The organism is Candidatus Tisiphia endosymbiont of Parasteatoda lunata (assembly GCF_964030955.1).
Taxonomy (GTDB): domain Bacteria; phylum Pseudomonadota; class Alphaproteobacteria; order Rickettsiales; family Rickettsiaceae; genus Tisiphia.
Map to the genome: position 1 here is coordinate 1747390 of NZ_OZ035003.1, position 26433 is coordinate 1773822.

The 26433-nt window shown below is 33.1% G+C and carries 31 protein-coding genes, 2 tRNA genes and 2 pseudogenes; 25 read left to right on the forward strand and 10 right to left on the reverse strand.

Annotated features, from left to right (window positions below):
• Positions 1–90: 90 nt before the first annotated feature.
• The 3 genes from AAHN00_RS10900 to AAHN00_RS10910 all read left to right on the forward strand — a co-directional run bounded on the left by AAHN00_RS10900 (position 91) and on the right by AAHN00_RS10910 (position 2570).
• Complete coding sequence (locus AAHN00_RS10900) at positions 91–1311, forward strand: aspartate kinase (protein ID WP_342271277.1); 1221 nt, start codon at positions 91–93, stop codon at positions 1309–1311.
• An 8-nt stretch (positions 1312–1319) separates the two neighbouring features.
• Positions 1320–1919: a phosphatidylglycerophosphatase A gene (locus tag AAHN00_RS10905; protein WP_342259898.1), complete on the forward strand. Its 600-nt coding sequence runs from the start codon at positions 1320–1322 to the stop codon at positions 1917–1919.
• 574 nt (positions 1920–2493) lie between these two features.
• A tRNA-Arg gene (locus tag AAHN00_RS10910) sits at positions 2494–2570 on the forward strand.
• Positions 2571–3079: 509 nt separating this feature from the next.
• On the opposite strand, the gene AAHN00_RS10915 is transcribed toward AAHN00_RS10910, so the two are convergent.
• Entirely contained in the window at positions 3080–3322 is a 243-nt protein-coding gene (locus AAHN00_RS10915) for a hypothetical protein (RefSeq protein WP_342271278.1), read from the reverse strand.
• A gap of 719 nt (positions 3323–4041) precedes the next feature.
• The gene (locus tag AAHN00_RS10920; RefSeq protein WP_342271279.1) at positions 4042–4209 is read right to left on the reverse strand and encodes a hypothetical protein; all 168 of its coding nucleotides are present in this window, start codon (positions 4207–4209) and stop codon (positions 4042–4044) included.
• Between the two features lie 52 nt (positions 4210–4261).
• On the opposite strand from AAHN00_RS10920, the gene tnpA (AAHN00_RS10925) reads away from it, so the two are divergent.
• Entirely contained in the window at positions 4262–4687 is a 426-nt protein-coding gene (gene tnpA / locus AAHN00_RS10925; RefSeq protein ID WP_342271231.1) for an IS200/IS605 family transposase, read from the forward strand.
• Positions 4688–4784: 97 nt separating this feature from the next.
• Positions 4785–5222: a hypothetical protein gene (locus AAHN00_RS10930; protein ID WP_342271280.1), complete on the forward strand. Its 438-nt coding sequence runs from the start codon at positions 4785–4787 to the stop codon at positions 5220–5222.
• A gap of 30 nt (positions 5223–5252) precedes the next feature.
• Here AAHN00_RS10930 and AAHN00_RS10935 read toward each other — a convergent pair.
• Positions 5253–5327 (reverse strand) — tRNA-Ala (locus AAHN00_RS10935).
• An 80-nt stretch (positions 5328–5407) separates the two neighbouring features.
• Complete coding sequence (locus AAHN00_RS10940; RefSeq protein ID WP_341748342.1) at positions 5408–5611, reverse strand: hypothetical protein; 204 nt, start codon at positions 5609–5611, stop codon at positions 5408–5410.
• Positions 5612–5764: 153 nt separating this feature from the next.
• On the opposite strand from AAHN00_RS10940, the gene AAHN00_RS10945 reads away from it, so the two are divergent.
• From AAHN00_RS10945 to AAHN00_RS11040, 19 genes are all read left to right on the forward strand, one after another.
• A complete protein-coding gene (locus AAHN00_RS10945; RefSeq protein WP_342271281.1) occupies positions 5765–6271 on the forward strand; it encodes a DNA-3-methyladenine glycosylase in 507 nt (168 codons plus the stop codon).
• 182 nt (positions 6272–6453) lie between these two features.
• Entirely contained in the window at positions 6454–7020 is a 567-nt protein-coding gene (locus AAHN00_RS10950) for a ribonuclease HI (protein ID WP_342271282.1), read from the forward strand.
• Positions 7008–7349 carry a complex I NDUFA12 subunit family protein gene (locus AAHN00_RS10955; RefSeq protein ID WP_342271283.1) on the forward strand — a complete coding sequence of 114 codons (342 nt, stop codon included), beginning with the start codon at positions 7008–7010 and terminating at the stop codon, positions 7347–7349. The genes AAHN00_RS10950 and AAHN00_RS10955 overlap by 13 nt, the downstream gene beginning before the upstream one ends.
• The gene (gene mlaD / locus AAHN00_RS10960; protein WP_342271284.1) at positions 7349–7804 is read left to right on the forward strand and encodes an outer membrane lipid asymmetry maintenance protein MlaD; all 456 of its coding nucleotides are present in this window, start codon (positions 7349–7351) and stop codon (positions 7802–7804) included. Before AAHN00_RS10955 ends, mlaD begins: the two co-directional genes overlap by 1 nt.
• Before the next feature lie 407 nt (positions 7805–8211).
• A complete protein-coding gene (locus AAHN00_RS10965) occupies positions 8212–8931 on the forward strand; it encodes a virB8 family protein (RefSeq protein ID WP_342271285.1) in 720 nt (239 codons plus the stop codon).
• Positions 8918–9370 carry a TrbG/VirB9 family P-type conjugative transfer protein gene (locus tag AAHN00_RS10970; RefSeq protein ID WP_341751373.1) on the forward strand — a complete coding sequence of 151 codons (453 nt, stop codon included), beginning with the start codon at positions 8918–8920 and terminating at the stop codon, positions 9368–9370. The genes AAHN00_RS10965 and AAHN00_RS10970 overlap by 14 nt, the downstream gene beginning before the upstream one ends.
• Positions 9371–9439: 69 nt before the next feature.
• Positions 9440–10882, forward strand: coding sequence for a TrbI/VirB10 family protein (locus tag AAHN00_RS10975; protein ID WP_342271286.1), 1443 nt, complete (start codon positions 9440–9442; stop codon positions 10880–10882).
• Entirely contained in the window at positions 10879–11871 is a 993-nt protein-coding gene (virB11, locus tag AAHN00_RS10980; protein ID WP_342271287.1) for a P-type DNA transfer ATPase VirB11, read from the forward strand. The genes AAHN00_RS10975 and virB11 overlap by 4 nt, the downstream gene beginning before the upstream one ends.
• 2 nt (positions 11872–11873) lie before the next feature.
• Positions 11874–13643, forward strand: coding sequence for a type IV secretory system conjugative DNA transfer family protein (locus tag AAHN00_RS10985; protein WP_410521448.1), 1770 nt, complete (start codon positions 11874–11876; stop codon positions 13641–13643).
• Positions 13644–13673: 30 nt separating this feature from the next.
• Positions 13674–15116 (forward strand): Ppx/GppA family phosphatase, encoded by a 1443-nt coding sequence (locus AAHN00_RS10990; RefSeq protein ID WP_341755306.1) that lies wholly within the window; start codon positions 13674–13676, stop codon positions 15114–15116.
• A gap of 137 nt (positions 15117–15253) precedes the next feature.
• Complete coding sequence (yajC, locus tag AAHN00_RS10995) at positions 15254–15658, forward strand: preprotein translocase subunit YajC (protein ID WP_342271289.1); 405 nt, start codon at positions 15254–15256, stop codon at positions 15656–15658.
• A 3-nt stretch (positions 15659–15661) separates the two neighbouring features.
• Entirely contained in the window at positions 15662–17215 is a 1554-nt protein-coding gene (secD, locus tag AAHN00_RS11000) for a protein translocase subunit SecD (protein ID WP_342271290.1), read from the forward strand.
• A gap of 21 nt (positions 17216–17236) precedes the next feature.
• Entirely contained in the window at positions 17237–18034 is a 798-nt protein-coding gene (locus AAHN00_RS11005) for a hypothetical protein (RefSeq protein ID WP_342271291.1), read from the forward strand.
• Between the two features lie 89 nt (positions 18035–18123).
• Entirely contained in the window at positions 18124–18561 is a 438-nt protein-coding gene (locus AAHN00_RS11010; RefSeq protein WP_342270975.1) for a transposase, read from the forward strand.
• Positions 18528–18986, forward strand: a complete 459-nt coding sequence (locus AAHN00_RS11015) for a hypothetical protein (protein WP_342271292.1) — start codon at positions 18528–18530, stop codon at positions 18984–18986. The genes AAHN00_RS11010 and AAHN00_RS11015 overlap by 34 nt, the downstream gene beginning before the upstream one ends.
• Before the next feature lie 5 nt (positions 18987–18991).
• Complete coding sequence (locus tag AAHN00_RS11020) at positions 18992–19450, forward strand: transposase (RefSeq protein WP_342272659.1); 459 nt, start codon at positions 18992–18994, stop codon at positions 19448–19450.
• 152 nt (positions 19451–19602) lie between these two features.
• A complete protein-coding gene (locus AAHN00_RS11025) occupies positions 19603–19782 on the forward strand; it encodes a hypothetical protein (RefSeq protein WP_342271293.1) in 180 nt (59 codons plus the stop codon).
• Positions 19783–19895: 113 nt separating this feature from the next.
• Positions 19896–20273 carry a hypothetical protein gene (locus AAHN00_RS11030; RefSeq protein WP_342271294.1) on the forward strand — a complete coding sequence of 126 codons (378 nt, stop codon included), beginning with the start codon at positions 19896–19898 and terminating at the stop codon, positions 20271–20273.
• 233 nt (positions 20274–20506) lie between these two features.
• Positions 20507–20665 carry a hypothetical protein gene (locus tag AAHN00_RS11040; protein ID WP_342271132.1) on the forward strand — a complete coding sequence of 53 codons (159 nt, stop codon included), beginning with the start codon at positions 20507–20509 and terminating at the stop codon, positions 20663–20665.
• Here AAHN00_RS11040 and AAHN00_RS11045 read toward each other — a convergent pair.
• From AAHN00_RS11045 to AAHN00_RS11065, 5 genes and pseudogenes are all read right to left on the reverse strand, one after another.
• Positions 20598–21476, reverse strand: a pseudogene (locus AAHN00_RS11045) (IS256 family transposase); the annotation flags it as partial. The gene AAHN00_RS11040 and the pseudogene AAHN00_RS11045 sit on opposite strands and share 68 nt — an antisense overlap.
• A 14-nt stretch (positions 21477–21490) precedes the next feature.
• Positions 21491–22471 carry a transposase gene (locus tag AAHN00_RS11050; RefSeq protein ID WP_342271025.1) on the reverse strand — a complete coding sequence of 327 codons (981 nt, stop codon included), beginning with the start codon at positions 22469–22471 and terminating at the stop codon, positions 21491–21493.
• 2 nt (positions 22472–22473) lie between these two features.
• Positions 22474–22956 carry a transposase gene (locus AAHN00_RS11055; protein ID WP_342271295.1) on the reverse strand — a complete coding sequence of 161 codons (483 nt, stop codon included), beginning with the start codon at positions 22954–22956 and terminating at the stop codon, positions 22474–22476.
• A 93-nt stretch (positions 22957–23049) separates the two neighbouring features.
• A pseudogene (gene tnpA, locus AAHN00_RS11060) lies at positions 23050–23343 on the reverse strand (IS200/IS605 family transposase); the annotation flags it as partial.
• A gap of 884 nt (positions 23344–24227) precedes the next feature.
• Positions 24228–25118 carry an IS982 family transposase gene (locus AAHN00_RS11065; protein ID WP_342270939.1) on the reverse strand — a complete coding sequence of 297 codons (891 nt, stop codon included), beginning with the start codon at positions 25116–25118 and terminating at the stop codon, positions 24228–24230.
• A 259-nt stretch (positions 25119–25377) separates the two neighbouring features.
• Between AAHN00_RS11065 and AAHN00_RS11070 the strand changes: the two genes are divergently transcribed.
• Positions 25378–25533 (forward strand): hypothetical protein, encoded by a 156-nt coding sequence (locus AAHN00_RS11070; protein ID WP_342271296.1) that lies wholly within the window; start codon positions 25378–25380, stop codon positions 25531–25533.
• Positions 25534–25535: 2 nt separating this feature from the next.
• Here AAHN00_RS11070 and rlmB read toward each other — a convergent pair whose 3' ends face one another.
• On the reverse strand, positions 25536–26267 hold the full coding sequence (gene rlmB / locus AAHN00_RS11075) for a 23S rRNA (guanosine(2251)-2'-O)-methyltransferase RlmB (protein WP_342271297.1): 732 nt from the start codon (positions 26265–26267) through the stop codon (positions 25536–25538).
• Between the last annotated feature and the right edge of the window lie 166 nt (positions 26268–26433).

The following is a 26433-nucleotide window of genomic DNA, read 5'->3' on the forward strand; positions in this document are numbered from 1 at the left end:
CCTAAAAAAGTTTAACAAACCGTCTTGGTCTATTTTTTTAGGTTCTGCTACCTACGTAGGAATGACATCGAAAATTACGCTTGCAGATTTATGTCAATAATAGTTCAAAAATTTGGTGGAACTTCCGTTGCTAACATTGCAAGAATAAAAGAAATTATTCCAATAATTAAGCTTGAAAAGCAGCATGGCAATCAAGTAATAATTGTCGTTTCAGCTATGACCGGGGTTACCAACCAACTAGTTACTCTATGTAATGAAGTCTCTAGTCTTAAGACCAATTCAGAACTCGCAGAATATGATGCCGCTCTTTGTAGCGGGGAGATGGTAACAGCATCTTTACTAGCCCTTAAACTACAAGAACAAGGCATGAGTGCAAGATCTGTGCTGGCATGGCAATTACCGATTCTAACCAATGATAATTATAGCAAAGCTTTGGTTGAACAACTCTCTACTAGTTTGTTAATAGAATGTATTAAGCAAAACATCATTCCAATAGTTGCTGGATTCCAAGGTGTTACCAATAATAATAGGTTGACAACGCTTGGTCGAGGAGGATCAGATACTACCGCCTCTTTAATTGCAGCTGCTATGAAAGCTGATAGATGTGATATATACACTGATGTGGAAGGAGTGTTTACTGCCGATCCTCGCATTGTCCCGGGAGCAACAAAATTATCACAGATTAGTTTTGAAGAAATGCTAGAATTTACATCTTGTGGAGCTAAAGTGTTGCATCCACGTTCCTTAGAGGTTGCTATTAGATATAATGTACCCATACGCGTTTTATCGTCGTTTTTATTCCCATTATACCATGAAAAAAATGGTACACTAATAACATCTAGAGATAAAATTATGGAAAATAGGCAAATTACTGGTATTACTTCCAACAAAAATTTATTACAATTACTGGTATCCTCCCAATTGAGTTTTTCTAAGATATGCAAACTCATCGCTGACCATAATATTCACCTAGAATTAATGGAAAATATTAAGACAAATATACAATATAGTTTCATTATCCAACTATCTGATAAAAATAAATTACAACATTTACTAGATGATCTAAAAAATACTAATCAAATAAATAATTTTATCATTGATAGTCAAATTTCTATAGTATCAATTATTGGTTATGGTATTAAAAATGATCAGACCCTACTTGGTATGGTATTAAATGAACTAGAAAAAGAAAATATATCAGTGAAAAAGATACAAATCTCAGAAATTAGAATTTCTATCCTAATAAAAGATCTAGATACCGAGAAAACAATACGTTGTTTGCATCAATTATTTGAATTATCAGAAAATTAAGCAGAATTATGTCTAAAAGAAAAAAATTTGTAGAACTTTTTGTAACTTTTTTCTATATAGGTAGAATAAAATATTGTCCTGGTACATTTGGGTCTTTAGCTGCTTTCCCTTTGTGCTATTTGATCTTATATCTTTCTATAACTAATCAACTAATTTTTTCATTTACTAATTTCACAACTTTACAAGCACAACTTATTACTCTCTTTATTATTACTCTTTTGATTTGCCTATTGTTATTTATATTAGGCACGTACTTCTCTTCAATATATATACAGTATGATACACAGGACGATCCAAAAGAAGTGGTGATTGATGAGGTAGTTGGTCAAATGCTAACAATAATACTAAGTTGTTTTTCTGTGGTTTTCGTAAACTACTCAGGACTTACAAAATATTTAAGTTCACAACTAATAAATTTTATCTTTTTATTTGCTTTGCCCTTAGTGTTATTTAGATTTTTTGATATAATAAAACCATGGCCAATAAATTGGCTCGATGCTAATATCAAAGGGGGTGTTGGTATTATGGTAGATGACATTGCAGCAGCAATCTTTGCTTCAGTCATGCATTATGCTATCACTTTTACTTTAATAAATTGGTTTGGCTAAATAATATTTTAATTAGGCTGTTCTAGGTTCAGGGCAGTTTAAAAATTCCAACTTTAAGTTGAAAATAATTTAAATAACCTATGTCTATAATTGTTAAAATTTTCTCTAGTTTCAGTAATTTTGTTTGAAAATAAAGTTATTACAGAAAGAGTTATTGTCCTCAATAATGACATTATTAACGGTGCTTTTCCAGTACTAATAGTTGACTTATCTTCTTCAAAAACCTTATCTTTTATCCAGTTTAAATTATTCTCGCATGACCAATGACTTCTGTTAAATTTTAACAATTCTTCTAGACTAAACTTTTTGCAAACCTCGATATCTATTCTTCTGTTCTAGGTTTGGAAACTTATGATCTTGACATAATAGGAGTTTAGGGATATAGTATACTCTTTCTAAAAATTTTCAATTTTAAGATGTTTTATAAAAATGAACACACTATGCTATCTAGGATTCAAGTATACTCGAATGGTCTTACGAATTGAAAATGAATTAGGAACGCACTCAGCGTACTTTGGTACGTGAATCCAATAATATCTCAAAAAGCAATTCTTTAAACAGAAGAGTATATATAGCACCCGTAGCTCAATTGGATAGAGTATATGACTACGGATCATAAGGTTAGGGGTTCGACTCCTCTCGGGTGCGCCAAACTCTTTCCACATCTGCGACCATCCACATTATGGCTTTACTGGCTGATGTGCTATTAATGTAGCTACTTCAGACAATAGCATAAAGGAAACCTTATCTCACTAATTGTTGATGGGTTACCTCAATTAAATCAGTAAGTTGTTGCCATGTGTAACCTTTTGCCAATCTCAGAGAAGAAAATTTTTCCAATAAATTGATCAACTTGCTTTCATGTAGTGATTTTTTCTTGCCATTCTAGTAAATGAATTATAAACTCATGTCTATATAGTAACATATGAAATAGCATAATTCAATCGTAAATTATTGCATTATACATACTTAGATTACAAATACAATAGAAATAATAACCTATAGTTTTAATTGCTAACTAAATAATTATATAGTAAATCAGATTGAATTAGGTGACAGAATATAATATAAAGAAGAGAGAAAATATCAACAAGCCCATATAGTCAAGATTTAAAAGAAATTATAGATTGGATTTTGATATGTTAATTACGATTGATCTACTAATCATTATGAAAAGAATTAGCATGTAATTTTTCTTTCTCAAATAATTTATCAGAAAGCCTATGGAAATCATTAGCTGAAACTGCCCCCAAAGTTGCAATATAAATTTTAATAATGACATCATGCATTGGCATAACATCTTCATGGATATATTTATGTACTTGACTTCTATTCTTACCTATTCTCTTAGCAAATATATGAATTTGCATTTGTTGCAGCTCTAACCACTTTTCTAATCTCATATAGCCTTAAAATAATTAACCTGTAAATTAAAAATATCTTCATTCAGCAAAGTATCACTTACAAAGCTAAAATTAAAGTTAAATGCAACAAAATCTTAAAAAACAAATTATTTTTTGTTACATGTCATGAATTCACAGTTGTGTAATATAAAATTATGTTGGATGCTAAGATAAAATTATAAAAATAAAAAGAGCTAAAATATTATACCTATAAAAGAATGTAATGAACGTACCAAGGAAGACAACGAAAATAACAATTCACAGTAAAAAAACTGTTATTGACTTTAGGGGAGTATAGTTTAGAATTAAAAATGAAGTAACTGTAAAGTTACTTTGGGGTGTCGAAACCTGTAATCCATTCATGGTAATCATCAGCCATTAAATGATGAATCCTCGACTGTAATGGTCGGGGAGATGTTAGCTATGTTCAGGGCTTAAGGTTTTTTCCTTAAGCCTAAAGGCTAGCGTAACTGTTGAATGGCAGTTTTTCAAACTCCCCGATCGCCAAAGCAATCTATCAAGATTCTTTGGTGGTTAAAACTTAATAACTCAATGATAGGTAAGCCACTAGTTTGACTAGTGAGACCATCAAGGCTTGGCCTTTAGATTTAGTATAAAATAAAAAGTTATCATATATAACTTCTTTGGTTTGACGGTCAAAGGAGAAAATATATGACAACATACGAAAGTTTAAATCATTCTAAATGGGATTGCAAATATCATATTGTGTTTATTGTCCCACTTTGGGAGAAAAACCCCGCACTTGCAGTGCGTCGTTTCAACATAAATTTTAAATATCTTATCAAGAAAAGATAAGAATGAATCATACAGATATTTTTTAACAAAATCTTACACTTCACAGATATATTCTTTTTGTGTTGTGACACTTTCTAAATGAGCCATACACAAATAGTTTCTAACTTTTAAGTTAGTACATACATTAGGCATTCATGCCGTAATATTAAGCTCTGCACTTGCAGTGCAGAGTGGTTAACTCCAAAGTGTCGTAAAAAAGAATTGTACGGGAAGGTTAGAAAATATCTTGGGAACGTATTCCATGAGTTAGCTTTTCAACGTGGGAGCAAGATCATAGAGGGGCATATGGTACAAGATCATGTGCATATGCTCATCAAGATTCCTCCTAAATATTCTGTAGCTGAAGTAATAGGCTATATCAAGGGGAAAAGTGCTATAGCCGTTGCTAGGCAGTTTGGTGGACGAAAACGTAATTTTAATGGAGAAAAGTTGTGGGCTAGAGGTTATGCGGTCTCAACTGTAGGATTTGAAGAGAATCAGATCAAACACTACATTAAGAATCAAGAGCAACTTGATAGTTTAGGCTCTGACGAATCAGGAGAATTTTAATTAACAATGGCAGCCCTTTGGGCTGCTCATAACCGTCAAGCCCCTCGCTTTGCGAGGGCGTTCTGACTTTAAGTTTAATCATAAAGGGGATACCATCATGACAGATAAAACAACTTTACCTTCCAAAGCAATAATTTTTTCTGATCCAGCTTATGACCTTAGTCTTAGAGATGATGTCATTATTACCAGCCAACAAGAAGGACTAACAATAGTAGAAATTATTGAATCTAAAGGACCTTATGATTATTGTACTCTTGGCAAATTAATTCGCCGAGTAATGACTTGTAGTGATAAATCTGTCATCATTCTAATTGACGAGGACTTGCTATATACACCAATTAATACGTTACTTTGGGCTGTGCTTGGTACTTTGTCATCTGCCGGCTTAATTACCGTTACTACTTACGAAAGATTCTATAAAAAAGTACTCTTGAAAAAAGTGAATATAGAGGATGATTATTTTTTATACGTTGCTGCTACTTATTGTAAGAGATACCATACATTTGGTAGTAAAAAACCAAATTTAAATATATGATGAATAAACTTATTAATTAAAATAGGAGAGTGGTGGAGACGAAGGGAATCGAACCCCCGACCCTCTGCGTGCAAAGCAGATGCTCTACCCCTGAGCTACATCCCCAAGCCGTATGAATGATAGGTAGCTTATATACCTTTTTACATGTAAGGTCAACAAACTTGTTTGAAAACTTAATATTTAGGCTAAATCTTTGTTCTGTCCCAAGGTAATGCCTTGCCATCAGATCCAAGTACCAAATCTCCTGATACATCATATTCTGCTGCCAAAAAAGAAGATTTACCGGATATAAGTTTTACAGGTCTAATTTTTTGTCCATTATGAAAATACTCCTTTGCCTGTTCTCTAGAGGTTGGGTTATTTTTAGATGCTGTTTTAGCTTTTGACATATATGTAATAATCTCAAATATCTTTCTATAATATACAAATCTAAGTACAAAATATCTCACCTTTAATATTTGTCAAGAAAAAGCTGTGAAATGATGTAATAGTGAATTATATTGCATCAATACAATTATATCATATTTTATTAAACCACTAAGATGTTTAAAATACTTCCAAAAACATTTTATGAAAGAAATACGCTTATTGTCTCACAAGAGTTACTTGGAAAGGTTTTGTGCTTTGGTAATATAGAAGCACGAATTATTGAAACAGAAGCTTATGTTGGAGAAGATGATCCTGCTTGTCATGCAGCAAAGGGTATAACGTCCCGTACAAAGATTATGTATGGTTCTGCAGGTCATGCATATGTATATTTGATTTATGGTATGTATTATTGTTTAAATATAGTAACAGAACAACAGGGATTTCCAGCTGCTGTATTAATTAGGGGAGTGTATCAATATAGTCCTTTACAAGTTTTACTTGATGGACCTGGTAAATTATGTCGTACTCTTGGAATTAATAAAACCCAAAATGGTCAAGATGTAACTACTAATAAGTCTTTTTGTATTATTGATGTAGGTAATACCCCTAAATTTATTAATACTCCTAGGATTGGTATTAGCAAAGGTACAGACAGACTTTGGCGTTATTTAGAGGTATAGTCAATTGATGAGAAGTTGGTGACGTCGTCACTCGTCGCTCGCCTATTACATATAGGCGTCGCTCCATCGCTCCTAGCACCAAATCCTCCTGAATTGACTATATAATTTACGCGAATTCGCATAACTCAGGTTAAATTATAATGAATATACAAGACCCAAGTATTTCAAAGAGTCAAGCTACTTTGCCTAAGGTTACCATATACACTGATGGAGCTTGCTCAGGTAATCCTGGACCAGGTGGCTGGGGAGCGTTATTACAGTTTCATGGAGCTAGTGTAGAGCTAGATACAAATGCTTTGAAAAATTGGTATAACAAAAAAAAGTTAAACATGTTAGATATATGTGAGAACTCTACGAAGTTTCATGATAGCTTGCCTTTAAAGCAGAAGAGTATATTCGGTCATGAACTATATACCACTAATAATCAAATGGAAATGACAGCAGTAATTGAAGCATTAAAAGTTCTTAAAAAATCATGCTATGTAGAAGTTTACACAGATAGTAAGTATTTACAGCTTGGAATAACACAGTGGATTAACACATGGATAAAAAATAACTGGCATAAAAACAACAATGATCCCGTCAAGAATGTTGATTTATGGAAAAAATTGTACGAAGAGTTAAGTAAACACTATATTATTTGGAATTGGGTTAAAGGTCACAATAATAATGAAGGTAATGAAGTGGCTGATAGACTAGCTGTGCAAGGAAAAAAAACTGCTATAAAAATACTTAAATGTTATTCATAGATAATTTTTTTATACCTATTTTCTCTAAGGAGATTGGAAAAGATCAATTTGGTAACAAATATTATCAAAGTAAAAAGCAGAATTATTTAGGTCAAGCTAAAAGACAGGTGGTTTATAAAGGTAAAGTGGAAGCATCGAAAGTTCCTCCCATGTGGCATGCTTGGTTGCATTATATGACTAATGAAGTACCAACTAACAATAATAAATTTGACTGGCAACAAAATTATCTCCTTAATATTACTGGCACTAGCTTATCTCATAACCTAATAAAAAATAGTACAACTGAAGCTAAATATAGTAGCTGGAAACCTTTAGATAAATCAAAATAATGAAACATAATGTTATAGAAACTTTAGTTGGCTTTATAGTACTACTAGTTGCTTTAGCCTTTTTTGTTTTTGCTTATAAAATTGGTAACTCATCAAAAGTTGCATCTGGGTATATAGTTAAGGCAAATTTTCAGAATGCGGAAGGGATAGTTCAAGGCAGTAGTGTGATGTTAGCGGGTATAAAAATCGGATCAGTAACTAACATAACTCTAGATAAAACTAGCTTTTTTGCCTTATTAACCATTAACATCAATAATGATATAAAGTTACCTAAAGACACTAGTATAGCAATAGTCACAAGTGGAATACTTGGTAGTAGATATATATCCGTAACTCCCGGTTCATCTGAAGAAAATTTGGCTGGAGGTGATCAGATAAAATACACCCAGTCAGCAGTTAATATTGAATCCTTAATAGGTAAATTAATCTATTCCTTTGGTAGTGGTCGTAAGTAACCGAAAGTTCGATGTAACAAGTTACATCGAACTTCCGGGATATATTGATATATATAGAAACAATCAGGTTTGAAGCGGCTGCTCACCTGATTGTTAAATATTAATTTGCTAATAATTTTATTTTTATAAGTATAAAAATAAAATTATTAGCGGTAATAGATTAAAATGCATTCGTGCCAGCCGCTTCAAGAATGCATTCTTCATTATAAGAAGCCAATTCGATATAAGAATTAGTAATTCTTATATCGAATTGAGGTTAAATAATATTTTTGAATTATGACAAATAACCTATTAGTGTAGCTCGAAATTAGTGTATACTGCAAAAATATTGAGAATTTATGATTATATTGTTTGAATTAATTTATTCACTAACTTGTCTTAGGTTTTACAAGTAGTGGGGATGTACAATGTTTAAGTTAGCTAATATATTAAATATACTAAAATCACCTTCTGATGTGGTAGAGAACCAAAGCGTTCAGTCTAATAACTTTGTTAAAGCTACTAGGAATTGGTACGAGGAAAGATCTGATAGGTTAATTGTACAACGTAATATCTTGTTGGTATTATCTATATTACTAATAATACTTATAATGGCATCCATAGCAGCGGTAACTATAGTGGTAAATTCAAGAGAGTTTAGTCCTTTTGTTATCCAAATTGATGATAGTACGGGAATGGCAACGATTGTAAATCCAATATCTTCGGAGATACTAAACGGTGACGAGGCACTTTCAAGGTATTTTATTAAAAAATACCTCATAGCTAGAGAAACATATAATCCTGTTGATTTTGATACTGAAGCAAGGAAAAGCGTTAGATTATTATCTTCAAGTTCAGTATATTATAACTATCTAGGATATATACAAAATAAAGATGTAAATCCAGTTTTAATATATGGTCAAAACAACACAACTTTTTTAATAATTAAATCTTGGTCAGGAGTAGAAAAAAATAAATATATGGTTAGGTTCTCTATTAATGAAACAACAGGCAATAAAAGGGTTTTCAATAAAATAGCTGTGGTAAGTTACGCATATATTCCAATGGAATTAACAGATGCAGATCGAGATATTAATCCAGTAGGTTTTCAAGTTAATGATTATAGGGTAGATGATGATAATAGCTAGACTTCTTTTCGTAGCGGCAATATTATTACATTCGGTTATTGCCAACGCTTGTGCAGGTAATATGCATATAGATAATGATGTAGATGATCTAGCCATAACTACTGATAACAGAATTAAAACTTATATACATAATCCTAATGAAGTTTATTTATTAGTTCTGCATTTTGGTTTTCAGTCAAGTATAGAATTTGCCAAAAATGAGGAGATCCAAAATATTGTTCTAGGGGAATCCTATGCTTGGAAAATGACTCCGTTGGCAAATAGATTATTTATTAAGCCATTGGAAAAAAACATTAGAACAAATATGACTATCATAACTAATAAAAGGACTTACCAATTCGATGTTGTATCCAAAGAATTGGAAGAAGGTCGTGAAAAAGACTTGGTATATGTAGTTAGGTTTTATTATCCTAAAAAAAGGTTTAGTACTTCACAATAATACCTCAATCCGGGATAAGAATTAATTAATTTTTATCCCAAATTCGCGTAATAATGATATTAATTTACTATGGCAAAGCAAAATAACACCTCTTCTCAAATCAGTACACAGAGTGTAGAGGAACAAGACATACCAGAAGTTCAAAATGAGCTATCAAAAGTTGCCACTAATCCTAAGCAAAGCATTCTGATTCTACTTGTCATTTCTGCTGTCTTTATATTTATTTTTTTTAAACTTTTTATTGCTGATAATAAACCACCTGAGGTGGTAGCTCCATCAGCACCTACTGATATTACTAAACCGACACAAGATAATTCTAAAAATCTACCAGAGATTCCAAAATTACCAGAAGCACCTAAACTCGAAACACCTGTGGAGCTTCCACCACCTCCACCACCTCCACCACCTAAAGTTGCTGATGTGCCAAAGCTTCCTTTACCTACTACTTCAGTAGATAATAATAGTGCTGACAAAGTTTCTCTTCCTTCCGTTGTATTATCACCCCTTCCTGGAGGAATAGCTGAAAGTGACGAGGAAAAGAAACGCCGTGAAGCAAAGAGAAAATCTTCTATAGTATTAATTGCAGGAGTTCCAGAGAAAAAAACACCAAGTCAAATTGCCGAAGAAGCAAATTTTCAAGATCGTGGAGATATGGCATTTGTTCTTGGTCGTGGTAAGATAATTGAAGCGGTACTAGAGACTGCTATTAATACTGATTTAGGTGGAGAAGTAAGGGCAATAATTAGCAGAGATGTATTTTCTGAAAGGGAGAAGATTATTTTAGTTCCTAAAGGATCAAAGATTTTTGGTGCTTATACAACTGGTATTGATGGAGCGTATGGTCGAATTGCAATAATATGGAATCGTATTGATCTGTCAAACGGTTATACTATTACCTTAGATGCTATAGCTGTTGATAATCTTGGAAGGAAAGGTGAGCAAGGAAGAGTAGATAATAAATATAAAGAACGATTAACCAATGCTGTATTATTATCGGCATTTAATATTGGACTTGCCAATGCCCTTGACAAAGTGGTAGCTCCCCCAGTTAATTCACAAGCTGCTGCTGCTAATGCTGCTGTTGCTAATATACAAAGTTTAGCACAAAGTATTAATAATGGTCCTGGTACTGAGGATGTTAAAATTTCACAGATATGTTCTAGTGTCATGAACGCCATTTCCGATAAGACCTCATCAGCCTATATTTCCATGATGCAGGCTTGTAATACTGCACAAAATCCAACTGGATCACAGCCTGGTCAAAGGCTTGTTGCATTAATGACTGCAGTAACTAATGCAGCAGCTAGTTTGCTAACTAGCACTCCAACCCAAGCACAAGCAGCTTCAAAACAAGCTTTTACTGATATCAGTAATACTATGAAAGGTATGATTCAGCAACATGAATTTAAACCAACTATTACTATAGATCAAGGTACGGTAATTAAAATTTATGTCAATAAAGATTATAAATTTCCTCAATCTGTACTAAGAAAATCAAGATTGATAAAATGAGTGATAATTTTGCTGCATTAGAGACTTTTCTATTACCATTTAAAGAACTGTTCGCAGAAGATGGTGTTAATGAGATCATGGTAAATAAACCAGGAGAAGTATGGGTTGAGAAGAAAGGAGATTTGTTTTGTAAATCAGTACCTGAACTTGATTTTGAACATCTTATATCTCTTGGTAGGCTTGTAGCTCAGTCAACTGATCAGACAATTTCTGAGGAAAAACCTTTACTCTCTGCGTCCCTACCAAATGGCTATCGTATCCAAATAGTATTCCCTCCTGCTTGTGAACCAGGTCATGTCGGATATGCTATCAGGAAAGGTAGTACAATGAACCTTACACTAGATCAATATGCCAAGATGGGAGCTTTTGATTCAACATCTACTGGAGAATTAATTGACGAGAATGCAAAAATCTTAAATAATTATTTAAAAGAAAATAAAATAAAAGAATTTATTCAACATGCTGTAATTTCTAAAAAAAATATTATTATTAGTGGTGGTACATCAACTGGTAAAACAACCTTTACTAACGCTGCTTTAGCAGAAATTCCAAATAGCGAGCGATTAATTACTGTTGAAGATGCTAGGGAGGTAATTTTAGCAAATCACCCTAATAAATTACATCTCCTCGCTTCAAAAGGGGGGCAAGGTCGTGCAAAAGTTACTACTCAGGATTTGATTGAAGCGTGTTTACGTCTAAGACCTGACAGAATTATTGTAGGTGAACTTAGAGGAGCTGAAGCATTTAGTTTCTTACGAGCAATTAATACAGGTCATCCTGGCTCTATATCTACTTTACATGCTGATGCACCAGCAATGGCCATAGAACAACTTAAGCTAATGGTTATGCAAGCTAGTTTAGGCATGCTACCAGAGGAAGTGAAAAAATATATATTAGCGGTCGTCGATATTGTGATACAATTAAAACGTGGTAGTGGTGGGAAGAGATATGTCTCAGAAATATACTATAGTCAGAATAGGCAAGACTAATGATGGGATTGGAGAGAATAGTAAACATTATCCGTAACCTCTTAGGTCATTTTATAATACACCCTTTGGTAGTATTTTGTACGATATGGATTAGTGGAGTGCTAGTTGCATTTACTACTAACGAGATTAGAGCTATAAATGTTGACTTAACAGCCATAGATATAGCTTATAAGTGGACTTATTGGCTAGTTAGTGTATGGTCGCAATTAACTTTTCAAGCATATAACTACTTAAAAGTTAAGTTAATATTATCCCTTACTATACCGACAATTATAGTTATCATATTTTACTGGAAAAATTTTAAAAGAATAAAGAATTTACAATTTTTTATTCAACCGGAAAAAGTTTATGGTGATGCTAGTTGGGCTACTGAAGCTGATGTAGATAAAGCCGGTCTACGTTCAAAGCATGGTATGTTGCTTGGCACCAATAGCGGAGGATATTTTGTTGCTGATGGATTTCAGCACGCTTTGCTTTTTGCCCCAACCGGTTCAGGTAAGGGGGTAGGATTTGTAATTCCTAATTTATTATTTTGGGAACACTCTATTATAGTACATGACATTAAGCTAGAAAATCATGGTCTTACAAGTGGATGGCGGCAGAAACAAGGACAACGAGTATTTGTTTGGGAACCTTCCAATCCTGATGGGATAACTCATTGTTACAATCCTATAGATTGGGTAAGTACCAAACCAGGTCAAATGGTGGATGACGTACAAAAAATCTCAAATCTGATTATGCCTGAAAAAGATTTTTGGAATAATGAAGCACGAAGTTTATTTCTTGGTGTAGTACTATACTTAATTGCTGACCCGACAAAAACTAAATCCTTTGGCGAAGTGGTCAGGACAATGCGTAGTGATGACGTAGTGTACAACTTGGCAGTAGTTCTAGATACTTTAGGTAAGGTAATACATCCTGTGGCCTATATGAATATTGCTGCATTCCTACAAAAAGCAGATAAAGAGCGTTCAGGTGTTATCTCTACAATGAACTCTTCTTTAGAATTATGGGCAAACCCGCTAATTGACTCAGCTACTGCATCATCTGACTTTAATATACTTGAGTTTAAGAAGATTAAAACAAGCGTTTATGTTGGTTTAACTCCGGATAATATACAGCGTTTACAAAAATTGATGCAGGTTTTTTACCAGCAAGCTACAGAGTTTTTAAGCCGCAAAATGCCTGATTTAAAAGAAGAACCTTATGGGGTTATGTTTCTACTTGATGAATTCCCTACTTTAGGCAAAATGGATACATTTAAGGCTGGTATCGCATTTTTCAGGGGATATAGAGTTCGCCTATTCTTGATTATACAAGATACTCAGCAGCTCAAAGGAACTTATGAGGATGCTGGAATGAACTCATTCTTGTCAAATGCTACATATCGTATTACTTTTGCAGCTAATAACTATGAAACAGCCAACCTGATATCACAGCTAGTGGGTAATAAAACAGTTGAACAACGATCTTATAGTAAACCACTATTTTTTGATCTTAATATTTCAACAAGAACGCAGAATGTATCACAAGTTTCAAGACCTCTGCTTTTGCCTCAAGAAGTAATTCAATTACCAAAAGATGAGCAAATTGTTTTAATTGAATCTTTCCCACCTATTAAATCTTTAAAAATTAAGTATTATGAGGATAAGTTCTTTACAAATAGGTTATTACCGCCTACATTTGTTCCAACTCAAAAACCTTATGATCCAAATAAAAATAATGTAGATGAGGAACAAGAAAATACAGATTCTACTACTAAAGAAGATTAATTTTTTAAGTAAGCAATAAGATAAAACTCTATGCGTTCAGCCATTATTGATATTGGTTATAATGCCATAAGAGCTGTAGTTTATGAATGTGATAGACTTGGAGCTCCAGAAATTTTCAATGATAAATTTAAAAGTGATATTATCAATTTACTTAATCTAGATGACCTAGAAGTAAAGCATCAAGTATATTTATCACTACAATATTTTGTACATATTTTTGATAGGTTATCAGTAACAGATGTTAAATGCGTTGCTACTGCTGTACTTAGAGGGCATCCAAGAGCTGAAGAATTTAGAGAAATAGTTAAAAGAAAATTTAATATTAATATTGAAATTATTTCTGGTAATCGCGAGGCCTATCTTACAGCTGCCGGATTAATTTCTGGTATCAATGATGCTTGTGGCATAGCAGCAGACCTAGGTGGAGGTAGCCTTGAGCTTGCCCAAATCAAAGACAAAAAAGTGGGAATCTTAAAATCTCTACCTTTAGGCACTAGCTTAATCACTAATAATCATTTTGACGATATTAATATAATTAGCCAAATGATTAACAAAGAGTTTGGAGAGGTATACCCAAATCATTCGGGTATACAACAATGTCAACAAGGGTATCATTGTCCAAACTTATACTTAATAGGAGGAGCTTTAAGGCTAATTGGACGCTCTTACATGGAGTTTGTTCATTATCCTCTTAAGAACTTACATAACCTTGAAATAAATCGTAGAGAATTTGAACTATATCTCGAAAAATTAGCTCATGCTCATAGTATGAGAACACAATATAAATCAAGAATTCATTCTAACGCAGTTTTGGTGGCAAAATCTATGCTGAATGTCTTTTTACCTGAAAAGGTAATAATTTCAAATTATGGTTTAAAAGAAGGTGTTAGATTTGCTTGTCTCCCTAAAGAAGAACAGGAGAAAGATATTATTTATGAAAGAATCAAGACATTAGTAAATTTTGATGAAACTACTTGTAATATCAAAAATTATACAGAAGTCATTAAGCCTATCTTAATTCAACCAGATACAACAACAATTAGTATAATTACTTTGGTCATAATGCTTGCACAATATAATAAAAATATCGATAAAACTCTTCGCTCTAATTTTATTGTTGAATTTATTTTAGCTTCAGATATTCCTTTTAGTCATCGTCAGAGGTTGATGCTTAGTATTGCTCTTGCACTTACCTATACAGCAAGAAGTGATACATATATTAATAGATTAGCAAAAAGAATGATTAATTCATATGATTATTGTAACAGTCATATAATAGGTAATTTTATAAAAATTGCTAGGGAAATTGATGGACCAAGATTTCAGTCACCATCTTTTTCTCTTGAGTTAAAAGATAATAGATATATTGAAATTTCTACACTAAATATTTTACCAAAAGCGGTGTTTGAAAAAGTGTGCGAACGTCTGAAAGCTATAGGTTTCGCCCGAAAAATATTTATTGAAATAAAATGATAACAGTCTTATATTGCAAGTGTACAAGCTTTTTTAGAGTACGCGAGTTCCTCATTGTCAAAAAACAATTCTTTAAAGCAGAAGAGTATACAATAAATTAATACAACTACTTTTACATAATACGTCAGGAGATATATATGTTTATAGAAAATGCCTATGCAGATAACAATGATACAATATCAATAACAGAAACTGAAGAAGTAACTCCAGTAGCTGAATCATCATCTACTCAATCAATATTAACAAGCCTTGTACCGATGGTATTAATCTTCGTTGTATTCTATTTTTTTCTAATTAGACCACAAGATAAACGCCGTCGTGAGAAAGAGGCTATAGTTGATAGTGTTAAGAAAGGAGAAGAGGTGGTAACTAATAGTGGAATTTTCGGAGTAGTAAGCAAGATTAACGATGCTGACAACACGGTAGATCTTGAAGTAGCTGAAAATATACGAATCAAAATTCTGAAATCTTCAATACTTGATATTACAAGTCGTCATAAAACAGAAGTTAGTGCCAAAAGTAAAAAAGATAAAGGGAAATGAGCTGTGTATAATATTCCTAAATGGAAAATATTCCTTTCTATTTTATGTACAATAGCAGCCTTTATTTGTGCTTTACCTAATTTTACAACTATAGATTCTAAAATACTGCCAAACCATAAGGTGAATCTTGGTCTTGATTTAAGAGGTGGTGCTCATCTATTGCTAGATGTAGATTTTGATAGTTACTTAAATGATGTAATGGACAGTCTAGCTGACCATTTACGAAAATATTTACGGGAAGATAAAATAGGTTATAAAAATCTTGTTGTTAAGAACAAGGCGGTGCAGTTTGAATTGAGAAACCTAGAAGATTATAAACAGGTCAAAAAGATATTAGGTAAAGTCGACCGAGAAATTACTGTAGAAAACGATAATACTAATATTAAGCTTAGCTATAGTGATTCGAAGCTTGCTGAATTAAGGTATCAAGTTATTGCCCAATCAATTGAAATAATCAGAATGAGAGTGGATAGCACCGGTACAACAGAACCTAACATACAAAGGCAAGGTGATAAACATATATTACTGCAAGTACCAGGTGAGGAAAATCCACAACAACTCAAAAATATTCTTGGCAAAACTGCGAAACTAACCTTTCATTTACTAGATGAAACTGCCAACATACAACAAGCATTAAATGGACATTTACCCTTTGGTTCAATTTTAGTGAAAGGGGAAAATGAAAATAAGCAAGAATATTACGTAGTTGTTAAGAAAAAAGCTATTGTTAGTGGTGACCAGTTAACAACTGCCCAAGCTTCTTTCAATCAAAATTCCCAACCTGCTGTTGCTTTTTCTTTTAATAATCTTGGTAGTAAATTATTTGCAGAAATAACCAAGAATAATTCTGGCAAGAGGCTTGCTATCGTGCTTGATAACAAATTATTAAGTGCACCAGTAATTAATGAACCAATTCTTGGAGGAAGCGGTATAATTTCAGGTAATTTTACTGTTGAATCAGCAAATGAATTAGCGTTATTACTTAGGGCTGGTTCGTTGCCAGCCCCTTTAAAAATAATAGAGGAAAGAACCGTAGGACCAAATCTTGGAGCAGATTCAATAGAGGCAGGCAAGAAAGCAGGTATGATTGGTTTTGTTAGTGTGGTAATATTCATGATTTGGTCTTACGGAATTCTTGGCATTTTTGCCAATATAGCATTAAGCCTAGCTTTACTTTATATTTTAGCGTTATTGTCACTTTTTCAAGCTACATTAACTCTGTCAGGAATTGCTGGTATAATCCTAACGATTGGTATGGCAGTTGATGCCAATGTACTCATTTATGAAAGGATAAGGGAAGAACTTAAAAAAGGTGTATCTAATCTATATGCCATAAGGATGGCATTTGAATCAGCTTTTGCTACAATCCTTGATTCAAATGTTACAACTTTGATTGCAGCATTTTTACTTTTTATATTTGGAGCTGGAGGTATAAAAGGTTTCGCAGTAACACTAACTATTGGTATAATATCATCTATGTTCTCTGCGATTATTATTACTAAGTTGTTGATTGATACTTGGATTAAGTATCAAAAGCCCAAAAATCTAGGGTTATAATTAAACGAAGAAAATTATATTATGCTTCAAGCCTTAAAAAGAATGCTACTATCTGTAACAGTTGCCCTAACTACCAGCGTAACATACGGGGATTATAAACATTCATCAGAACTTTCAGGATTCGAATTAGCTGCTAGCAAATTAGGTTTTACCTCACCAACCCAGCAAGAAGCTTTGTTAAAGATTTTTTATCTAGCTGGATATTTTGAACCACAAAAATTATGGCACGATCTAGTATGTTTTGACAAGACTAATGCAGACAAAATATTTCGTTTGATTCAGGGCAGTTTGGCTAAAGCTGGTGCTAATCAAAACGTTCCTAGTAAATTCAATGCTAAATCATTGCGTAAAAATTTATTTAAATCTATTAATGAGGTAAATGTACGAAATATTGAAGATTGGTTACTATTTGTTGCTCAGGATGCGTTTGATCTTAATCTTGGTCAGGAACGGAATGAACTGACCACTAAAGATTGGATGACTAAATATAAGTCTCAATATATTGTAGATGCTAGACAATTGGGACTTATTAATGAAATAAAACCTAACTATCAAGAATACGACGAGGCTTGGATTGCCGGGGCAGCTAGAATTAGGTTATTGACACGTATAATCTATTATAATAAATTAACAGAACAAATTAAAGTTAACGGATTAGTACTAGTATTAACAGGAGCAAGGTCCTTATGGGCTAATCTCGATGGCATTAACCCCAAAACATACACTGAATTGCTAGAAGCATGGCAAGGAAAGGCAGATATTAATAGATTGGATACTGTACCATTAGTTGGTCTCCCCGTCAAAAGTCTAGAAGGATAATATATAATATGCTTAGCAGATAAAAATATATAGAGAATCCATAAGAAAAAGCTATAATATTGGCAAAAAACTTAAGGATTATCTGATTAATGCCGATAGAAAATATAACAAAGTTGCAAAGACAAGGACAACTTTTTGGTTACAAACTGACCGAAGAATTAAACCACAATAATAAATTATATAAATTAAGATCATTAATAAATTGGTCTAGTTTAGAGGAATGGTTGTCAGCAAATGTTGATATTAAGAAATTTGGTAGGAATCGCAGATGTCACCGCCTGTTACTTGGGGTGACTATGCTGCAAGCGATGTATAACCTGTCAGATGCAGCGACTGAGGAAGAGTTAAGAGAGAACGTATATTGGCAGTATTTTTGTGGTTGGGAATATTTGCAGAAAGATGCTGAAATATCAGAAGCTAGTATCCGTCGGTTTCGTACTATATTAGGAGAAGATGGCTACAATGAGATATTAAAGGAGCTGATAAGAATCGGATGCAAAGCAGGTGTAGTAAAAAAAAAGACTTAGCATCGATAATAGTTGATACTACTGTACAAATTAAGAATATTAAGTATCCCCATGATGTGTACTTGATGGATAAGGCAAGAATAGAGCTAGTAAAGCTATGTCATGCCTTAGGCATCAAGTTAAATGAAACATATGCCAAGCAATATAAAAGAGATATATTAAAATTATGGAAATATAAGGATAATAGTAAAGCCAAGAAGCGTAAGAAAATAATGAGGCATTTAAAAGTATTACTGGGTCGTTTAGTTAGGATATGTCAGCGAGAAATAGCTAAAGCAAAGTTAAGTTTATCGGCAAGACAACAAGAAATACTGAATAAGATAAAAAAGATACAAGTACAATCTATATTGAGTAAAGCAGAAAAAGAACAATATAAAGAAGAGAAGAGAATAAAATATTATATAGTTTTCATGCACCGGAGGTAGAGTGCATTGGTAAAGGGAAATTAAACAAGCCATACGAGTTTGGTAATAAGGTTTCGATAGCAGTAAGTGGTCGGGGTAACTTTGTATTAGGGACAAAATCTTTTCATGGCAATCCATATGATGGGCATACATTATCGGAGACTGTAGAGATTGTAAAAGAATTAACAGGAGTTGAAGTAGCAAGAACCTTTGTTGACTCAGGTTACAAGGGGAATAATTTTAAGGAGAAGGGCAAAGTGTATAGCCCATATTGCAAGAAGAAACTATCGTCAGATGATAAGGCAATGCTCAAGAGACGGAGTGCCATAGAACCGATAATAGGGCATCTTAAAAGTTATGGTAGAGTTGGCAGAAACTACCTGAAAGGGGTAATAGGAGATGTCATTAATCCGTTAATTTCCGCTGTAGGATTGAACTTACGGTGTATTGCGAATCATTTACTCAAAACAAATTTTTCTACATAGAAATTAGTCAGTAAAAAAATAATCAAATAATTACAAAATCGTTAGTTAACCACTCTGCACTGCAAGTGCAGAGCTTAATATTACGGCATGAATGCCTCATGTATGTACTAACTTAAAAGTTAGAAACTATTTGTGTATGGCTCATTTAGAAAGTGTCACAACACAAAAAGAATATATCTGTGAAGTGTAAGATTTTGTTAAAAAATATCTGTATGATTCATTCTTATCTTTTCTTGATAAGATATTTAAAATTTATGTTGAAACGACGCACTGCAAGTGCGGGGTTTTTCTCCCAAAGTGGGACAATAAATCATCATGCAAAAATTCTCTAAAAATCATCTTTTTGTACCAAAAATTTAAAGCAAAAAAATTAAACTCTCAAATTTTATACAAGAATTTTTGGCTAAGGTATTAAATTTTGAATTTTTCTTAATTTTTAGCACTTTTGACGGGGAGACTAGTTGGAAATGATTCAGCTTGTATTGAGGAAGGTGAAAGATATATCGAGTCTCTTGCTAAAGATTACGGTATTAAGTTAAATAAAGCTCAGCCATTTATTCAATATAAAACACAAGAAGAATGTCCATTAGGTCTTTTTCCTAGAAGATTCTATCCTAATTATGCAAGTAGCAATGAGAGAAAACTCACAGAAGACCTGATGAGTAGTGACCTAGTAAACAAGTTCCTTAATAAGGATCAAGTCAGAACGCCCTCGCAAAGCGAGCGGCTTGACGGTTATGAGCAGCCCAAAGGGCTGCCATTGTTAATTAAAATTCTCCTGATTCGTCAGAGCCTAAACTATCAAGTTGCTCTTGATTCTTAATGTAGTGTTTGATCTGATTCTCTTCAAATCCTACAGTTGAGACCGCATAACCTCTAGCCCACAACTTTTCTCCATTAAAATTGAGTCAATCATTTAATTTGTGTAAGTTCATTTTTTATTTTCCAGTTAACCACTCTGCACTGCAAGTGCAGAGCTTAATATTACGGCATGAATGCCTCATGTATGTACTAACTTAAAAGTTAGAAACTATTTGTGTATGGCTCATTTAGAAAGTGTCACAACACAAAAAGAATATATCTGTGAAGTGTAAGATTTTGTTAAAAAATATCTTATCTTATCTTTTCTTGATAAGATATTTAAAATTTATGTTGAAACGACGCACTGCAAGTGCGGGGTTTTTCTCCCAAAGTGGGACAATAAATCATATTTAAAATCTCCACAAAGTATTTCAAATTGATTTAAAGCTAAAGACCAATCTTTAATAGGCATGGTCCATTTTTTGGCTGCATTTTGTAGGGATAAAAATATTATTTTTTGAATTGACTTATCATCTGGAAACACCCCCTTATTTTTGATAATTTTTCTAATTTGACGATTTACAGATTCTATAGTGTTAGTAGTATAAATTACCTTTCTGATCTCTTCAGGAAAGGCAAAAAACGGTATTATCCCAGACCAATTACGTTGCCAAATATCAGAAATTACCGGATATTTTTTATCCCATTTTACACCAAATTGCTGAAGTTTTAAACGTGCCATTTCGTCATTATTAGCTGTATAAATTTGTTTTAGATCTGATGTGACCTCTTTTAAATCTTTATATGACACATACTTTACTGAATTGCGAACCATATGTACAATACATAATTGTACTATAGTACTCGGGAATACACTGCTTATAGCTTCTGGCAAGCCCTTTAAACCATCCACACAAGCAACATAAATTTGTTCAATTCCTCGATTCTTTAACTCAGTAACTACTTGCATCCAAAATTTAGCACCTTCATTTTTGCCTATCCAAATGCCAAGTAACTCCTTTTTCCCTTCTATATTTACAGCAAGTGCTAAATATACTGCTTTATTTATTACTATGTGATTGTCTCTAGATTTTACATAGATACAGTCCAAGTATAATATTGGATACACCCTATCTAAACAACGATTTTGCCACCTAGTTACTTCTTCTATCACCCCATCTGTTATGGTGGATATCAAGTCACCAGATACATCAGTTTGATATATCAGGAGTTTCGCAGTTAGCAAAATTGCGAATCAGCTAAAAGGCATCTAATGTTGTTCTGAATTGATGTTTTTATAACTTCCCAAGTTTGTTGATATAAAGTAATTTTTTCATTTATCCTCCTTTTGTTCATATCGAGCCAAGCAAATACGGCAAGGCAAATATGATTTCTCTGAGCTCGACCCGTGCGTGCCTGACAGCGTTCAATACCACAAGTTTGTTTTAATTCTCGATGATAAACTTCTATAGACCACCGTGCCTTAACAATTTTCTCTATTTGTTCACGTGTTGGATTTTCTAAGTTAGTTGTTATGTAATCAATGCGACCATTTTTTGCCACAAACTTAAATACCGTAACCCAACCGTATCCACGTAGGTGAATTTTTAGTCCCTCATCAGGAATCTCTAAACTTTCTAAGCTAACATTATGATTAACTTTTCTATTTTTTCTTAGGTTACTAACCCATGTCCAACCTAAATTACGTATATGTTTCAAATTCTCCAAACCGCTATACCACGCATCCATTACTACTGCATCAGGATTGATCCCTCTTTCCTTAGCTAAAGTAAGCATATCACAAAAATGCTCATTCTTTGTTTTTCCATCAGTTTCTTTATCATATATTCTATAATCTACAGGGGTAGATTGATCAGTTTTAGCATTGTAATGCAGTAAGTTGACCATCCCTATACCAGGTATAACATCATGTACAGCTCCAGAATATTGATAATGTACAAGCTCAATTTTCTTACTGTATTGCTTTGACAATAACGTGTCATCTCCCACTAATAAACAAGAAGCTTCCCTATCAATATATTTTGACACTTCTCTGTAGATCCCGCTAGGGCGGAAATCCTTACTATTTAACCATCGACTTGCACTATCATGAGATAGGTTTATTGGACTTACTTCAGATAATGCTTTACCACTATATCTTACGCTACTTGCTTGTAAAAATGATTTATATAAGTCTTTGCTACATTTTGATCTTGCCATGCTTAACTAAAACTCTTTCTTGCTAGATTAACATATTTTTTGCTAAGTGCGAAACTCCTGTATATTTCTTCTAAATGCCCTCGGATCTCGCTGACTGTCATACCGCGACCATAAAGGGATATCACTTTCTCATCAAATCCATTAAATCTCCTCAGCCCTTTTGGTATTAATTGAGGATTATACTCTCCTTCCCGATCTCTTGGTACTTCTACTGTCAGCTTACGACCATCCCCATCAATTACTGTCTTCTCATAGCTACCATTACGACGATTATTATCTACTTTTGGCATCTTGCTATGTTTTGAATATCCTAATTCATGATCCAACTCACTTGCTAATATTTTCTCAACTATTTGCTTCTTTAGCTGTTGAAATAAACCATCTCGACCAAATAACTCCGATGGATCTGCTTTTGATAATAATTCTTCTACTAGCTGATTACTGATGTCTAATGTATCTTTATCTGTATCTAATTTTTTAGCCATAATTCCTCCTTGCTTGCTTAAGTTACTTTTTTTACAGTAATCTCTTACTGCTTTCTTTGCAACTTACACAAACTATAGGACAGACTCTTAAAAACGTTTTCGTCCACCAAACTGCCTAGCAACGGCTATAGCACTTTTCCCCTTGATATAGCCTATTACTTCAGCTACAGAATATTTAGGAGGAATCTTGATGAGCATATGCACATGATCTTGTACCATATGCCCCTCTATGATCTTGCTCCCACGTTGAAAAGCTAACTCATGGAATACGTTCCCAAGATATTTTCTAACCTTCCCGTACAATTCTTTTTTACGACACTTTGGAATAAACACAATATGATATTTGCAATCCCATTTAGAATGATTTAAACTTTCGTATGTTGTCATATATTTTCTCCTTTGACCGTCAAGCCAAAGAAGTTATATATGATAACTTTTTATTTTATACTAAATCTAAAGGCCAAGCCTTGATGGTCTCACTAGTCAAACTAGTGGCTTACCTATCATTGAGTTAAACGTACTGAAATAATCAATACTAAAGTAGGCAAGAATAACGAAAGGCCTGATACAGCCACTACTGCTCATGATGCAGCAGTTAATTTTGCTGAAAGAATTTTAAGTAGAAAATTTGGTAGACAAAAAGACTTTGTTATTTTATTTGTCAGTAATAATCCTCATATTGAACGCCAAACAATTGTTGCTCAAAGAGAAGTTGATAAAGTATTACAACAATATGGATTAGATAAACAGGGTTATCATATTAAAATTGCAGGGATAGGTGCTAGTGCCGTACCGGATATTCCAATTATTCATTCTGAACTGGGTAAGTTGATAACGGCAAAATGGATAAATAAAAATCTACTAAGCACTGATAAATTTGGGCATTCTATTGATCAATTAATGTTCCAAACTCGTAAATGCCCTGATCCTAAATCAATACCTCCAATACCAAAAATTAAAGAAATATAATATAACCTGAATTCGATGTAACTTGTTACATCGAATTCAGTGTTATATATAGAAACAATCAGGTTTGAAGCGGCTGTCCACCTGATTGTTAAAATATAACACTCCATTCAATATGTGATTTTAATAATTAAAATCACATATTGAATGATGAAAAGAGTTAAAATGTACTTGCGTCAGCCGCTTCAAGAGTACATTTTTCCTTATAATAAAGCAAGTATCGATATAAGAATTATTAATTCTTATATCGAACTCATACAATAAAAAAACCATGATAAATATAACATGATCAGTTATATATAACCTCAGTTTGATGCAAGATGAAGGTTGAGATTGTTTAATTTTCCAAAAGCTACAGAAATTTTATTAGGTTTGAAAACATAGGCAAGTAGCCCAGCTAATACATTAGTTTGAAAATTCATAACAGATCTATGCCTTGTATGGTCTATATGAAAAAGGTTTTTCAATTGATCATTAATGGTTTCAATAATGTGCCTTTTATTTAAAAACTGCTTTTTAATAGGATCTATTATTCTTTCTTTCATATTACTTTTAATTTTTGTTATTAGTTCTAAACCTTGATTAGCAAGGGATTGAGTGAGTTTTTTACTGATATACCCACGATCACCAAAAAGCCAGCCTTGTAATTTATCTACTAAATTTTCCACCACTGCTCTATCATCGACATTTCCAGGAGTTAAAGAAAAACTCATAATCTCTCCGCAACTGTTAATGACAATATGTAGCTTACAGCCAAAGAACCACCCAGTGGAAGTCTTACCTCTTTTTGCTATGTCTTTGAATACTTTATGTCTATTAATTCTTAAATTATGGCAAGCAGGAAGTTTAGTAGAGTCGATATAATATTGACCAGTTTGTTTTCCTGTTAGGCTTTTTAGCAGTAACACCATGGGCATGAAGCTCATTGGCATTAACTGAACAAAACGACTATAGCTCACAAGTTTTGGAAATTCCTTTCTATAACTTTGGCATAGGCAGCATAAATAAAAATCTTTAAAGGTACGGTAGTGACTCAAGTGAAACATTACTATAATAGTAATAATCTCTGAGAGTCCTATACTGCAGCCCACTTTACGCTTACGGTTAGGATTTGGTAATATATATTTATTTCGCTCCGTATCAAAATGCTTGCAAAAATCATCAATTAAGCAGAAAATCTCCGTAAGAGGGATCATAATATATTCTCCAATTTTGTCATTATTATTAGAGAACTTTATAATCCCTCCCTTCTTAATTTTCAAATGTTCTTTCTTACGTCAAACTCAGGTTATATAGTGGTAGGATGGGTAAACTGTATGGCGAATTGAAGCTTTGAATTTTAAAGACTTCATACCTCAGCAAAGACCCATCCTGTTTTGGATAAAGACTACGAATGGATGTCATAAGGTTTAAACCTTGCATATCCTATTATTAATATAAATCATGAGGCTCTATATGACAACAACTTATATTGGTGTGGACATTAGTAAAAAAACTTTAAATAGTCAAATTATAATAGCCCTAGCGGATCATTTTCAAATATCACTAGATGAAATGATTGGTAGAATTCCTCCTACTAAAAATATGGATTCCTTACCGAAGAGGGAATGACATCAAGAGTCTAATGAAATTAAATAAAACGCTATTGCAGCAGCATTTGAGACATTTAAGCTTTCTACTTTACTTGAAATGGGTATTTTAACTAAGTGATCACATGCTTCTTTAACTAGACGTCTGATTCCTGTATCTTCAGAACCAAGTACTATTGCCATTTTATCTGAAAATATTTTTGTACTTAAAGATTGTTTTGCATTGCCATCAAGGCCAATAATCCAAAACCCATGTTTTTTTAGATATTCTATTGACCACCTTAAATTAGTGACTTTAACTATTTGTACTAGTTCTAAAGCTCCAGAAGCTGTTTTTGCTATGGTAGCATTTTCATCAGGTGCATTATCTAGAGGTAATATTATGGTCGTGATGTCAAAAGAAGCTGCACTACGAATAATAGCACCAATATTTTGTGGATCGGTTATTTGATCCAAAATAGCAACTTTACAATTAGGAATAGTTATGTCAATATCTTCAATACGATTAGAGAAGATACTTTTAACGTTAGCGGCTATTCCCTGATGATTATGATTTGAACCAAAAAGACGGGTTAAGTAATCTATGTTGGTAATCTCATATGGGTGGTTAGAGATTAAATTTTTGTGCAAATTGAAAATATCTTCTGTACATAAAACATTTTGAATATAACGTTTTGGGTTGCTTAATGCTGCAAATACTGGATGTTTGCCGTATATATAGTGCAAATCTTTAGAAATTTTAGCTTTATTTCTCATCTTATTAGAACCTAGAGTAATTTATTCTTGACACAAACTACTATTTATTATAGAAAGTTACAACTGATAAACGTTCTGAAGTAATATAAGTTTAATATTAGCTTATTTAGGTTCTGTGAACGTTTCTATCTAATGGTCGATTTCGTCGTTATTTTCGTTCTCGAAT